Below are 14124 nucleotides of genomic sequence, written 5' to 3'. Positions count from 1 at the left end.
GCGCGGGAGATGCCGGGGGCGGCCTGGTCGTAGGGCAGATGGGCGATCGCGGCGAGCTCGTTGACGGCCAGAAGATAGCCGGTGTTCATGCGGCGGCTGGACATGCGGCCGGGCAGGTCGAGGCCGCGTAGACGGCGCAGATACTGATGGCCGGAGGCGAACAGCGCGAACGTGGCGGCGATCTCATGAGCTCGCCCGCGAAGGCGGCCTCGGGCGTCGGGGCGATCACTGGTGATGGCATAGGAGATCTGGACGGCGAAGCGTGACTGGCCCGCCTTGGCGAGGACGGCGCGGATCTCCTCGGCGCGTTCGGGGAACATCCTGGCCAGCTCGCCCGGCCTGGCAAGGCTCATGCCGCCGGGTGTGATCAGGTCGAACAGCTCGGAACGGAGACTGCCGGACGTGCCGTTGCGCAACGCTGAGGCAGCTCGGTGAGCGGCTGACAGCCGCCGTCCGGTCACCGGTCGGACCAGCAGCTGGACGGCGGCATGCTCGCCTGGGCGCAACCCCGACAGCGCTCCGAGGAGCGCACGCAGCGGGTCGCCGCTGTGCGCCGTCGTGAGCGGGTAGTGGTCCGGGCGGGCCAAGGTCATCCGGCCCCGGGACGTCCTGACTCCGCGCGGTGTGGGCGGTTCGGCCGGACGGGTGGTCACGGTCGCACCGGGCCAGGCCGACCGGATCGCCTTCTCGATCAGCCCGGGCGGGACCAGGCCCGGTACCCAGAGCTGGACCCGGACGCTGGCGGAGTCGGCCACGTACTCCCAGGACAGGTGGGGCTGGCCGAACAGAGCACGCTTCCAGCGCGGTGCGGTCAGCCCCATGACCTGGGACCACCAGGCAGCCGCGCTGCCGGGCTCGACCTGCGGCGGGACGGCGATCTCGACCAGCCGAGCGTTCCGCGCGAAGCGGGCGTTGCGCCACCGCCACAGGACGGCTCTGGCCGCGACCGCGAAGGCGACCACGCTTCCGAGCACGGCTCCACCGAGCACCGGGTCGGGAAGGGGTGAAATCACCGCTGGTCGGCCTCCCACTCGGCCGGGTCGGTGGTGGCGAGCGCATGCTCGGAGGCGCTGGCGACGGCAGAGAAGGCCGCACGGTCCCCAGCGCCGCCACAGACCAGGCCTTCGCCCTGGCCGGCCGAGAGCAGGAAGAGTCGTTCACCTTCGGTGAGGTTGAAGGCGTCGGCGATCTCGTCGATGGCCTGCGGGGCCTGACGCAGAAGGATCTGCGTGCCGGCGTTCGCGACGACGGCCTTGCCGAGGTCGGAGCCGAGAAGGTCGGCGGCGTCCTGGGTGACGACGGCGAGGCCGGTCCAGTGCTTGCGGGCGGACTTGGCGAGCCGGTAGAGGAACCTCGCGCCCTCGTTCTCGCGCATGAGCGTCCACGCCTCGTCGACCACGACCAGGCGGCGGCGCCGGTCGGCAGGGTTGGACACGCGACGCCAGATCGCGTCGAGCGCCAGGAGCATGCCGACCGGACGGGTCTCCTCGGGCAGGTCCCGCAGGGAGAACACGATCAGGTGGCCGTCCGGGCGGGTTGTGGTCGGGCCGGAGAACAGACTGCGATACGAACCGGACACGTACGGGGCGAGCCGCGCGGCCAGCTGGGACGCCTCCGGCGCGTCCGTGGCCTCCAGCATCGTCGCCAGGTCGGCGAGCAGCGGCGCGGGACGTTTCCACGTACGTCGGTCGGAGGTGATGCCGTGGGCCGCGTAGGTGGCGATCACGGCCTTGTCCAGTACGGCCTTCGTCGCAGCATTGAGCGGTTCGCCGAGCATGGTCCCGACGAGGGTCTGGAGGAACATCGCGCGCCGGTCCAGCGCGTCGTCGCCTTCGCCGGCGTCGGGCAGGTCGAAGGGGTTGAAGCACACGCCGGGCGCGCCGAGGCCGAGGATGGTTCCCCCGACGGCCCCTGACAGGCAGCGGTATTCGTCCTCGGGGTCGACGACGCACACCTCGACCTGGTGGAACAGCAGCCGTAGCACCTCAAGCTTGGTGAAGTACGACTTGCCCGCCCCTGACCGAGCGATCGTCACGGAGTTGTAGTTGTCGTGCGCGAACCGGTCCCACAGCACGACTCAGGAGGAGTAGACGTTCAGTCCGTACAACACCGGCGTCTCAGCGAGCCGGGGCCGCAGATCCGGTGACGCGAACGGGAACGCCGCCGCGAGCGCCGAGGTATCGAAGGTCCGGCGCGTCTTCAGCGCGTCGGCACCGAACGGCAGCGTGGTCGTCCAGCCCTGCATCGCGCGGAACGTCGCCGGGTGCGCGTCGAGCAGAAGGGAGGCTGCCAGCGCCTTGACGTGCTGGACCTCAGCCTCAAGCTCTTCGGAGTCCGCGGCGTGGACGGTGAGATAGAGGCCGACGCGGAAGAGACGGCCGTGTCCTCGGGCGAGGGAGGCGGCCAGCTCCGCGGCGTCGTCAGCCGCCGCTTCGGTCGCGAAGTCCGGCGTACGGCCGCTCGCGGAGGCCGACTCCAGGCGGGCGAGCTGGCGGCGGAGCCGTTGAGCCGCGACCAGCGGAGGCACGGGCTCGATGTGCAGGGACACGTCGAGGTGTCCGGGATAGCTGGTCAGCGGTTCGAGCCAGCCCGCGCCCACCTCGCGCGGGTATCCGGCGATCGCGAACGACGCACAGACTCCGTCGGGGAACTCGACCGAACGAGCATTGATCTTCAACGATGAAGGGCCGGGCAAGGCGGCGGCGGTCTTGGCAAGTTCCGCCGCGTGGTCGGAGAGTCGGTTGAACATCATCAGGCGTCTTGTCCACGAGAGATCGGCTCATCAGGGCGCGCGATTCCGACCGGTTCCGCGCGGCGCGGTGACAACGACCGCACCAGCAGCTCGCGAGCGTCGTCGGCGCCCATGACGGAGGCGTGGATGCCGAGTGCGAACAGCGAGCGGACGGTTTCTTCTGCGCGACGAGCCACGATCGCCGCCGAGCTGTTCCGGTGTGCGGCTCGCCGAGGCCCGCGCTTCCACGTTGGCGGCTGCTCGCTGTCCTGATGACGGACCACGACGAGGACGTCGCGGGTCAGCAGATCCCGGGTCGCGCTGAGTTCGGTGAGGAAGTCGGCGTGCTGGTGTGCCGCCTGCTCGAGTGCTGGATCGCTCAGGCGCTCGGCGGTGCCGCTGATCCGGTCGGCGAGGTCGGACAGGTCGACCGGGCGGGCTTGCAGGAGGATCTGTACGGGTGCGTCGAGTGAGTTCAGCCAACCGGCGAACACCCCCACCAGCGCCGCTTGCTCTTCGCCGGTCCGCAGTCCGAACGCCACGGTCCCGGCTCGGACGACCGCCGCGGTTCCGCCTTCGGCCAGCTCCATGACGCCGTCCTCACGGATCGCCCGGACCGGCAGCCGCAAGCGCCCGGGGAGCCGTCCTCGTACTCGGCACCAGGCCGGCGGTTCGGGCACTCCCTCCTCGGCCGTGACGAGCTTGCGATCCCGGCGCAGCCATGCGAGGGCATGAAGGGCGAGCCGGTCGAGACCGAGCCCGTCGCGTTTGCCGAGTGCCAGCGCGCACCCACAGGCGATCACCGGTACGACGATCGCGGCGAGCACCGGGATCGGCAGCCGGTCGCCGGCCATGAGATAGACCCACGTGGCCAGCAGCCCTGTCCCCGCCAGGATCGCGACTTGCCGGATGGTCAGCTTCGCCAGGATCTTGTCCGGCATCTCCACGTCGGCCGGGATCGTGGCGACCAGCCGTTCGTTACTTGCGTGTCGCACGGCGTTCTGCCTTTCTGCGAGGACGAGGCACGTCGAGCCGCACCGTGACCTGCGACTGACCGCATTGCGCGCGGCGTGCGGCGGACGCCTGTGGCAGGCGTGTGGCGTTCGGCTGCTGGTCGTTGCGGACGGGCGGTCGGCCACGACGGCCCGGTTGCGGGCGGGGATGGGTTACCGGGCCTGGCTGCTTTCTGACGGGGCTGTCCGGCGTGTCAGGGCGCGTTGGGTGGTCATGACGGGACAGGCGATTCGTACGTCCCACACGGGCGTTTCCGTTGCCGCCGCAGCCCGTGGTGGGCCGCCGGGACGGACGGGGGCGTCGCTGTACCCCGCCGCTCGGCCCGCCCGAGCTCGGATTCCGCCCACCAGGGCCACCACCGCCAGGACCCCCACCGTAGGGCGGACCGCCGCCGGGAGGACCGCCGCTGGGCGGACCATTGGGCCCGTTGCCGGTCGGCGGGTTCGCAGGCCCGGAACGCGGTACCGCGCGTGACGCACCGGCGCGCTTTCCGAGCAGGAAGTTCAGCCCGCGATAGATGATCAGGGACTGCACCAGGCGCGAGAGCGTCCTGGGCCGGTTGGCCTGCCAGATCGTCCTTGCGACCCAGCCTGGGATCTTGAACAGTACGAACAGCAGGCACACGGCCATGAGCAGGTCAGCCAGATCTGCCGTGGTGGGCACCCAGAACGCGGCGGCGTCCTCGGCCGGGTTGTCGGAGAAGATGAGTTTCAGCGCCGTGACGAGCACGAGCGACTGGCATATCTGGATCGTCAGTAGCCCGATGAACGACCGCCACCACAATCGGGCCAGCCCGTCCGTCATCGGCAGCGCGTGAAAGATCAACGCGAGGGGTGCTGCCGCGATCACGACCATGGTGAGCGCGATCCGTACGAGGTAGGTGAACACGACCCCGACCGCCAGGATGACCGCGACCAGTGCCACGAGTGCGAAGAACACGCCGTGAGTGGCGATCCCCGCCAGAATCGTCGTCTTGATGGCGTTGAACACTGACTCCGGATCAATCCGGTCGGCACCGTCGGCCAGGAACGCGTGGCTCAGCCCGTTCACCAGAGTGATCGCGTACCCGATCGCGACCAGGCTCAGGTTCGCGGCCAGGAACGCCCACACCAGCCGGGGTAGCAGTTCGCGCGCCGAGCTCTCACCCGGCAGCGCCTGCCCGACCATGAGCATCACTCCCGCGGCTGTCACCAGCAGCACGAAGCAGGTGTTCGCGATGGTCCGGGAGATCTCCCACAGCTGCTTGGCTCGGGCCATCGCTGGGGAGTCCAGCTCTGGCGTCGCTAGCACGGTCGACCCGAGCATCTCGAACACCGGCTTGGAGGCCGTCTCCACGAGGTGCGTGAACCACTCGTTGACCGCCTGGCGGGCCTCGCAGGCCACGCTGATGAACCCGCAGTCCTGTGCCGGCGCCACGGCCGAGGTCGAGGGCGTCGCGGTTGGGGTGGGCGTTGGTGTCGCTGTCGGAGAGGCGGCGAGCGCGCGTCCGCTGATCAGCGCCAGGGCGAGCACGGCACCGACCACCAGGAGGACGAGCAGCCCGGCCGCCCTTCGGCGAGTACCGGCCACGTCAGGCCCCCACGATCCGCTGCAGGATCTCCACCAGGACGGGCGCGAGCACCGCCACTCCGTAGCCGAGCGCTCCGTACCGCAGCGTCTTCTTGGCGGCCTCGACTTCTCCGGGGTCGCCGCCGGCCAGGATGTAGCGGACTCCGCCGATGGTGAAGAACAGCGTGGCCAGCCCGACGAGCAGCCCGACCACCACGTTGCGCAGGTTGGTGATGACCTGGTCGAGCGAGGCGGAGGCCAGCGCGGTCATCGCCTCGGCGATCCCCGGCACGGTCAGGGCCGCGATGGTGCAGCCGCCGGTCCACACCAGCGACGCGACACCACGCCGCACCCAGCTCACCTTCGCCGGAACCCGGATGACGAACAACGGACAAGGCCGAGACGGCTTCATGACATGGCCCCCAAGGACGAGATTTTGACCTGGCGGCCAGCCGTGATCACAGGCCCGGAACGGTCCGGGATGGGTGTCCTCCTTCGAAGGACGAGGGACGATGGACTCGGTGGGAACGGGCAACCGCCCCCCAGTACTCCGTCCCGAGCCGTGATCACGGCTGACGTAGATGAACCACCGATTCAGCAGGCGAGATTGGAGGCCGGACCGTCACCGGTGACCGAGACTTGACCCTCCTCGATCGCCCGCGCCAGCCGCACCTCCGCCGTCCGCCGGTGCTTGTACAGCCGATCCGCCGGCACGCCCAGGCGCTGCGCGTACGCCCGCAGCGCCTGCCCCTCCAAGCGCGTTGCGTTGATCAGCTTTGCTTCGTCCGGGGTGATGACATGGCACCGGACGGCCTCGGCGAGCACCATGAACGGCTCGCTGTCCAGGGCCACGGGCTCCGGCAGGTCGGTGCAGACCTCGATGGAGGCCAGTTCCCGCGCCCGAACTTGAAGTGCGCCCTTCTTCGCCCACAGCAGCAGCCGAGGTAGCATGTTCGGCCGGTCGAGATCGATCCGGCGGAGCTGGGCGACGAAATACGTCACCATCTCCGAGACGATGTCCTCTGCCACGTGTGCCGAGCAGCTCTGCGTGCACCGCGTGGCCAGGTTCTTCAGTCCCGGCATAGCCACCCCCACGCACCCGATCACCCAGGCGGGGCCGTCGCACCGCGAGCGCCGCACGAGATGCGCCCAGACAGTGTCCTTCAGATCGTCGTCCGCCTTCGGCGAGAGCACCAGCGCCTTGACCTCACCAAGATCGATCGGACGCTGGGGCGCCCCACGCCCGATGGAGCGGCCATCTATCGAGAGCGGGTTCGGACCGATGATCAGGAGTTGAAAAGCCCTGTCCGCTGCGTTCAGAGCATTCCGGTGGAAGGTCTTCGATGCTGTGCTGTCTTGTAGATCGATGGCCATGGTGTCCCCCGTAGGTCGCGTCGGATCGGTCGATCCAGGTCTCGACCACCAGGTGGGAAGAACGGCGAGTACCAAGGGCGGCAGCGGGGACACCATCAACCGCCGCGGAGGCTCCCATTGGGCCTTTGACCAGGGGCAATGAGCAGGCCCCGAACTCATGCTCAAGATCCTGCCAAGCTGGCCAGACCGTACCTGACCTGCTGCTGTACGTCTCATTGCGTAGGCTGGCAAAGCCCTCGCCAAGCAGCCGCGCGCGGTGCGACGTGATCCAGACGGGGTTGCGTCCAACCGGCAGGTGTACTACCTGTGCAGCCCGCCCAGTACGCCATCCTTAACGAGCGCGCCCATCCCAAGGTCGTTCGCCTTCGGGAGGCGGGGACTTGGATGAGGTCGATGGCTGGCTGGGGACCGCGTTCGGGCCGGACAGGCTGGGGCACACGATTGCGGCGATTGACTGACCGACGTTACGAACTGGAGGGTTGATTCCGGACGAAGTAGCGTCGGTGAATGGTGGTGTTGAACCAGTTGACGTCCAGCCGGTGCTCCGCCAACGTGAACGCGAGTTCCAGGAAGGCCCCCTGCCGTTCGTCATAAGGATGCGGCGGGAACAGCGGCAGGTCCCCCAGGCGGTCGTCGAGACCGTGAGGATCCTCACCTCCGGCGAATCGAAGGCCGCCGCTGTCGACCACGGTCAGGACCCGACCGTCGACCGCCCGCCGGAGGCTGAGCCGCGTGTTCAGGTTGGCGAACAGGTTGAGGACCTCGACCCCATCGGCTGAAATCTGCTCGATCTTCACCTTGCCATGCCAGCCCAGAGGCTCCATCACGACGACGCGGTCACCCGCGCGTCCGCATACGATCACGTGCGGCGCGTTGTGGCCAGGGTATGACGGCAGCTCGCCTCTCGCCTCGGCAATGGTGCACTCACGGACGTCGTCCAGGGTCGCGCCGAACCGCCGCGCGACCTCGTCCGGATCGGCGAGTTCGACCCAGGTGAGGCAGCAGTACTCGGCCAGACCTTCCCCTGCGAACAGGCGGTAGTTCTCGCCGAATCGCCCGCCGCCCGAAATCCCTGGCCACATGTGCTTCCTTCCCAGCTGCAGATCGTCCTGTTCGCCCACCACCGGGTCCGTAGGCGAACAGGACGTTACCAGCGTCTATTGCGCGGGTGGACTGCCCGACTTGATTCGGACCCAGAACGGGTCATTGTCCAGGATCCTGCAGTACGCCATGAAGTGCGACATGAGGCCACCGGCCGCTCTGTTCTCCGTCTCGTTCACGTAGACAACGGAGTAATCCCACTTGAGGGACGCGGTCCCTTCCAGTGTGGCGTTGAAAGGGAACTCGTCATAATGCGTCTTGGCCGCGGTCTTGGTGGCCTGCACGGTCGGAGTGGCGCACGTAAGGTCTTTCAGCGTGACGTTGTCCTCCCAGAGGGAGTCGATCCTTCATATAGCGATGCAGCGCCTGACCTTGCGGCAGCGGCCATCCCTACGCTGACATTGCGGCCATCGTAAAACTCGATCGAAGCGAACTTATGCCCTTTGATCCGGGAGACGGGCCTAGTCGAAGTTGGGAGATGGGAGGGGCAGAGCCGAGTATGGGGTATGCAGCAACTCTGGTTCCAGCCGTATGCCGCTCTCCAGTTCGGTCACAGCAAGGCATGCTGCGACGAAGTTCACTGTCGCCTCTGCTTCTTCGCTGTCATAGGCGCGTGCGAGTAATTCAGCGTAAGGGCGCAAGGGGCCGAGGAGTTCTGTCCAAGGGGTGAAGGGAAGATTGATCGGCTCGGGATACTCGAGCTTGCCTTGTCCTCCCCCATAGTCGGCGTACATGCTTGCGTTGCCGTTGATGTCGAATGCCACGTACCAGTGCCGGAAACCGTCGCCGCCCAGTTGATCGGTTACCTGCTTGCGTTCCGGCGTGGGGTAGACCCCGTCCAGTGTGACGACGCCGACGCCAACCTGGTAGAGGCGGATGCTGTGGCCGCTGTGCGGTACGGTTCCAGGACCCTCTATCTCTATGGGGTCGAACCCCATGCGACGCACAGCCTCTTCGATGGTGAGTTCGCCTGAGTTGGGCAGCGTGACCGTGTATGCCATGTCCTCGCCGAGATAATCCAGAATGTCCGAGTAACGGGCGACGGCCTCATCCAACACGTCGATCGCCTTTCTCTGACAGGAGAGTCCCTCAGGACCCAAGCGTACCTATGGTTCCTGAGGGACCTCTATCTGGCGCTTAGATGCTAGTGCGGATTTTGTCCGGGGACGTACGCCTCTACCCAGAAGTGATCATAGGTGATCTTCCGTCGAGTGCCGTCTTCGCCTAGGATGCGCTGGCTTTCATAGAAGGCGCCAAGACGTATCCCGTCTTCGGTGTTGCGCTTCCACCACACGGGTCTAATTGAGTAGGCGTAAGCATCCGGGCTGTTCACGCGCTCGACGCTGACCCATGTTCCCTGCATGGTGGACTGGAAGGGAAACTCATCGCACTCATATACCTTGTGCTTCTCCCCCTTGCCGAGTTCGGCATCTCTGCGATCGTAGTCCTTGAATAGGAGGCGGCACATATTACGGCTTTTCGTATTATTCTTTTTCCTCCAGTCTGCGTTGACGTTTCGGCTGAGTGGCCCACTGGCACTTAGCCAATGCCCCGGAATGCTTTTATCGATCCTCTTGGGGAGCGTGAGATCTTTCTTGTGTTGGGCCGTCCAGATATGAGATGCGACGCTCCGATATGCCATGTTCACGTTATCTGGGTCGCCCATGTCGCTCCAGGGGAGACCTGGCCGGGTCTCAGTTGTCTCGTAGACTGCTGCGACCTTGTCGAAGATGCAACCGCTCCCGTAGTGCCTGGTGAGGTAAAACGCGGAATCGCACCGCGCTTCGGGCTTGGCGTCGGACCAGTAAGTCTTCGGAGGGGTGCTGGAAATTCCGTCGAGCCATATTTTGGCGTAAAACTTCGGGAAGCAGCGCTCGATCTTGTCGATTCCCCTGCCGTTCGCCTCATCGGAAACTACGGTGAACTCAACAACCTTTCCGTCTCGCCATTGCTGCCATAGTCCCTGTACGTATGAATCGCCGGCTATCTTGCAAGCGGTGTCATAGGTGCTGGCCCCGAAGCCGATCATCGCCTGCCTGTTATAGACACCGCCGATCGCGGTTACGTTCTTCAGGGAGATCCTGTAACGGCTGAAGCGGTCTTTCGTAGGAGTGCCCTCGCCGTTGCCGCCTGCAGTTCCGATGATGGTGGCGTCGGCGGTGATCCCGTTGACGAAAACTCCGGGACGGGAACCTATCTGGGCATCGCCGCGGGCGACCTCTTGTATGGCGCACCAGGTGTTGCGGTTCATGTAGTAGCCGTCGGTACCGTCCGTTGCGCCGGTTCTGGCTTGCTGCTCGTGCCTCCAGCACTCCTGTACACGCGAATCGTCATCCGCGATAGCAGCGGCAGGCGTGGGAGCAATGCCGCGAGGGTCGTTCGATGTCTTGTCGCCAGTGGCGCCTTGCTCAAGATCTACAACTAGGCCAGCCCAAGGCGACCACGCACCTTTATCGCCTGCCCTCGCCCTCCATCTCACTTTCTCGCCGTCCCGCAACAGTCCCTTGGGGACCTGCAGTGTCACCTGGGAATCGTTGGGCTTGGCGGTGGCCTGCCCGGACCAGATCAGCCGTCGGTCCGTGATCACCTTTCCGGCTTTGAACGATTTGGTGGGCTTGCCGGCGATCTCCACTTCCACCTTGGCCTCGCCGTTGCGCCCGATGGTCAACCAGGTGGTCAGGTGCGGGGTAAGGCTGTAGGTGACTGTGACGCCGTCCGCGGTCCGGCTGTCGCCGATGACCAGCTTCTGGATCTCGGGGGCGGAACTCGTCGACAGTCGGCGGGCCGTCACACCCGCTGCGGCGGCGCCGACGGGGGTGTTCATGTCAGCCTGGATTTGCGCCGCAGTTTGGACGACGTTGTAGATGCGTACCTCGTCGATCAGACCGTCGTAGAACTCGTCACCCCAGAAGTTGTTGCCGCCGATGTGCAACTCGCCGCCGTCGTCAACGAGGTCACCGCTGACCTGAGCCTGGTCGACCTGGGTGCCGTTGACGTACAGGGTTGCCATGCTGCCGTCATACGTGAGTGCTAGGTGACTCCACTGATTCAAGGTGAGCGTGGTGCCGCCTTCCACCCCGCGTGGACCGTCGGCAGTTTGCAGCCAGCCCAGCGGGTACGAGCCTTCGAAGGAGGAGTACAGGGCGTAGGGACCGCCATCTGCGCTCTCCTTCATCAGCACGGTGTCCATGCCGTCCACCGTCGCAGGTCGCACCCACGCCGAGAGCGTCAATGCATTGGTCAGGCGTAGTGACTCGGCGTGCGGGACGGTGACCCAGCTGGTAGTGCCGTTGAAGGACAGGGCCTTGCCGTGCTTGCCGCCCGTCGTCCAGGTGGTGTCGGTGGCCGCTCCGGTGTTGTTCTGCCCGGAGGAGTCACCCACGGTCGTGCCTGAGCCCTCGTTCATGCCGTAAGCGGCCACCAGGCCCGGAACTGTCGGCCGGGCCGTGACGGTGACCGAGATCTCGTTCGAGGACGGGCTGAGGTTGCCGGCGGCGTCGGCGGCGCGGACCTGGTAGTAGTACGTCCCCGCGGCGAGGCCCGCGTCGGTGAACGTGGTGGTTGGCGAGGAGCCGATCTGGTTCGCCGCGGACGGGGTGAATTCCGGCGTCGTAGAGCGGTGAATCGTGTAGCCGGTCACGCCCACGTAGTCCGTCGAGGCCGTCCAGGTGAGCTGCGCGCTGCCGGGACCGCCCGTGCCAGTTAGCGAGCCCGGTGCGGTCGGCGCCTGCGTGTCCGGCGGCGCCACCTCGCCGATAGGGGTGTTCATGTCGGTCTGGATTTCAGTAGCGGTCTGGGCGCGGTTGTAGATGCGCACCTCGTCGATCAGGCCGCGGAAGTACTCCTGCCAGACGACGTTGCCGCCGATACGCAACGGGCTCCCGTCGTCGTAGAGGCTGCCGTTCAGCGTACTCTGGTCGACCTGCTGGCCGTTGACGAACAACCGCAGGGTGGCGCCGTCGTAAGTGAGCGCCAGATGGCTCCAGTTGTTCACCGGCAAGGGTGAGGTTCCATCGGCCGTCGAGTCGGTCGCAGGATCGGTTTGCACCCAGCCGGACGGAACCGCACCGCCGTTGGCGGCGTAAAGGGCGTAGGAGGCCCCGTCGGCGTTCAGTTCCTTGGTCACCACGCTCTTCCAGGGGGTGCCGGTCACCGTGGTCGGATTGACCCAGGCCGACAACGTCATCCCGGTCGTCAGGCGTAACGACGCAGCGTGCGCGACCGTGACCATGCTGGAGGAGCCGTTGAACGACAGAGCCTTGCCGTACTTGCCGTTGGCCCAGGCAGTGCTATCGCCCATGCCGGGGTTGTTCTGCCCGGAGGAGTCGGCCACGCTCGTGCCCGAGCCCTCGTTCATGCCGTAGGCCGCCACCAGCCCCGCCACAGGCGTAGCGCCACCCGCCGTAGTGAAGGTGGCGGCATAGTCGGTCATCACGTTGCCAGCAGCGTCCCTGGCCGCTCGGACTTCGATGCGGTAGCGCTCGGCTCCCTTCAGAGAATGCTCGGGCTTAAGAATCCAACCCTGATCACTGGGTTCGATTTCCTCCGTCTCCGGGTCGTCACCGATCGGCGTAACGCTGAAGCTCACATCGGTTGCGGCGGAGTCCTTAAGCACGAAGGTTTGACCCGTTACCGATTCCCCGAATGCCACCCGGATCTCGGTATCGGTGGGAACGTTGGTGTCACCGTCAGCGGGATTCGTCAACACTTGAGGAGCCACGGTGTCGGGTGCCGGATCAGATTCGTCCGGGACATCCTCGTAGCCCTCTCCTTCGGATTCCCCGAACTCCTCTAATTCTTCCTCAGTCAAGCCCGGCGGCGGCTCAAGCTCGTTCGCATCGACCTGACTGCGTATCGGAGAGTTCAAGGCGGCCTGCCGGGCCTCCTCGTCGGTGGGGTTAGTAAAGGGTGGTATCTCCACCTCCGTTTGCCGAGCCTGCTGCGCAGCCAGGTCGGCTGGGGTAGCGCCCCAGTGACCGTACTGAAATGTTCCCACCTCGACGGTTTCGACAGGGGCAGGCTCGTACTCGATGAAGAGGACGGGGCCGCGGGGGGTGAAGGGGTAGGTGTCGTAGCCGCCGTATTTGTCGGAGCGGTAGGAGCGCCAGTTCTGGGCGACGGTTTCGGTGGGGGAGGTGAGCCGGACGCCATCGTCGGGCTCGCCGGCCACCCATTCGCGCACCATGTCTTCGATGGAGTAGTACAGTTCGCCTTCCCCTTCGGGGCAGGGGATGGTCGCGCTGTAGGCGCCTCTGTTGCCGACCTGGCCGTTGACCGTTACGGATGGCTGGTTGTTCCAGGTCAGCGTGTTGACGGTCCAGGGATCGGTGATGCGGTGGGCGACGATGCCGGGGTTGTCGTCACTGCAGGTGTGGGAGTTGTAGTTGTGCAGGCGCAGGTCGGCGTTGGTGATCGTGGCGCCCATAAGTGGTGTGTCATGGATGTTGAAGCGGATGTAGGCGCGGTGGGTGCGGGTCCCGCTGTGTGAGCGGCCGGTGGTCAGGGACTCCAGCAGGGCGTTGTCGTCGCCGTTGGGCAGTACGTTGCTGACGTGGGTGTCGCCGGCGATGCCGGTGCCCTCCCAGATTTCCGAGGCGGTGGTGACCGTGACCGGGTAGGTGACGGCGGGATCGGTCAGGAAGTCGGCCTTGGCGATGAGGACGACGCTGTCGCCGTCCACCGTGGCCTTCGCCTGGCCGACGTGCCCTTGGTCAGGGCTGGCCATGGCGGCGGCGTCCAGCATGGGCGCGGCCGACAGGTCGTCGACCTCTTTGCCCTTGGCGTTGGGTACGCCGGGGGTCTTGTCCGGGCCCTTGCCCAGTTTGAGGCCGTCGGGCAAGCGCATGGGCACGCGCAGTTGGAGGTCCTCAGCTGGCCGCTGGCGGATGACGACGTCGTGGCGGAAGCCGCTCGGGGTGACGGTCACGACCAGGTCGGTGCCGCGGCCGTAGGCGTCGGGGTAGGTGGCGATGTTGTTCTTGACCACCGGTTCGGGCAGCCTGTCGGGTGCGGCGATGGCCGCCTTGCCCTGGGCGCCGGTGTAGGTGACGGCGTCGATGTTGCCGCCCGCTGACAGGGTGAGGTCGCCCAGGCTGGATTTAGGCCGCAGGACGCCGTCTTTTTCGATCAGCCGGGTGTCGATCGGCTGCCAGGCGCCGTCCTTTTTGACCCGGATCGGGCTGCTGGTCAGCTCGGCACGTATGGTCTTGCCGTCGGGGTTGGCGAAGTAGGTACCCGTTTCTGAGCGCAGCGCCTCGATCTCGACGCGCTTGTTGTCCTTCTTGGCCTGGGCGAGCGCGGCGCTCGTCGGCGTGCTGGGGGCGGTCTGCAGGGTGGTGGGGGATGGCGTGGGGCCC

The 14124-nt window shown here is 66.4% G+C and carries 11 protein-coding genes; all 11 read right to left on the bottom strand.

Annotated features, from left to right (window positions below; all coding sequences use genetic code 11):
* The coding region (locus tag E1294_RS46715) for a DUF8128 domain-containing protein (protein ID WP_484213992.1) at window positions 1-1013 on the bottom strand (1013 nt) is incomplete at its 3' end.
* Window positions 1010-2074 (bottom strand): VirB4 family type IV secretion system protein, encoded by a 1065-nt coding sequence (locus tag E1294_RS56750; RefSeq protein ID WP_246083769.1) that lies wholly within the window; start codon window positions 2072-2074, stop codon window positions 1010-1012. The genes E1294_RS46715 and E1294_RS56750, both read right to left, overlap by 4 nt.
* A gap of 3 nt (window positions 2075-2077) precedes the next feature.
* Window positions 2078-2752 (bottom strand): hypothetical protein, encoded by a 675-nt coding sequence (locus E1294_RS56745; RefSeq protein WP_246083768.1) that lies wholly within the window; start codon window positions 2750-2752, stop codon window positions 2078-2080.
* Window positions 2752-3726: a PrgI family mobile element protein gene (locus tag E1294_RS46705; RefSeq protein ID WP_132518365.1), complete on the bottom strand. Its 975-nt coding sequence runs from the start codon at window positions 3724-3726 to the stop codon at window positions 2752-2754. The genes E1294_RS56745 and E1294_RS46705 overlap by 1 nt, the downstream gene beginning before the upstream one ends.
* Window positions 3710-5314 (bottom strand): TrbL/VirB6 family protein, encoded by a 1605-nt coding sequence (locus E1294_RS53700; RefSeq protein ID WP_165977873.1) that lies wholly within the window; start codon window positions 5312-5314, stop codon window positions 3710-3712. The genes E1294_RS46705 and E1294_RS53700 overlap by 17 nt, the downstream gene beginning before the upstream one ends.
* Window position 5315: 1 nt before the next feature.
* Entirely contained in the window at window positions 5316-5645 is a 330-nt protein-coding gene (locus E1294_RS46695; protein ID WP_246064429.1) for a pilin, read from the bottom strand.
* Window positions 5646-5887: 242 nt separating this feature from the next.
* Window positions 5888-6667, bottom strand: coding sequence for a sigma-70 RNA polymerase sigma factor region 4 domain-containing protein (locus E1294_RS46690; protein ID WP_132518361.1), 780 nt, complete (start codon window positions 6665-6667; stop codon window positions 5888-5890).
* A 464-nt stretch (window positions 6668-7131) separates the two neighbouring features.
* The gene (locus E1294_RS46685; protein ID WP_132518359.1) at window positions 7132-7788 is read right to left on the bottom strand and encodes a hypothetical protein; all 657 of its coding nucleotides are present in this window, start codon (window positions 7786-7788) and stop codon (window positions 7132-7134) included.
* A gap of 36 nt (window positions 7789-7824) precedes the next feature.
* A complete protein-coding gene (locus tag E1294_RS58600; protein ID WP_165977872.1) occupies window positions 7825-8052 on the bottom strand; it encodes a NucA/NucB deoxyribonuclease domain-containing protein in 228 nt (75 codons plus the stop codon).
* A gap of 177 nt (window positions 8053-8229) precedes the next feature.
* Complete coding sequence (locus tag E1294_RS46675; protein WP_132518357.1) at window positions 8230-8826, bottom strand: hypothetical protein; 597 nt, start codon at window positions 8824-8826, stop codon at window positions 8230-8232.
* 86 nt (window positions 8827-8912) lie between these two features.
* On the bottom strand, window positions 8913-14124 hold a 5212-nt coding region (locus E1294_RS46670), incomplete at its 5' end, for a LamG-like jellyroll fold domain-containing protein (protein ID WP_132518355.1).

The sequence above is a fragment of the Nonomuraea diastatica genome (assembly GCF_004349015.1).
Taxonomy (GTDB): Bacteria; Actinomycetota; Actinomycetes; order Streptosporangiales; family Streptosporangiaceae; genus Nonomuraea; species Nonomuraea diastatica.
Note: the sequence above shows the minus strand (reverse complement) of the source record. Positions and strands in the feature narration are given on the sequence as shown.

Coding starts and splice junctions, on each gene's coding strand:
- E1294_RS56745 (WP_246083768.1), bottom strand. CDS start 2,752: ATGATGTTCAACCGACTCTCCGACCACGCGGCGGAACTTGCCAAGACC.
- E1294_RS46690 (WP_132518361.1), bottom strand. CDS start 6,667: ATGGCCATCGATCTACAAGACAGCACAGCATCGAAGACCTTCCACCGG.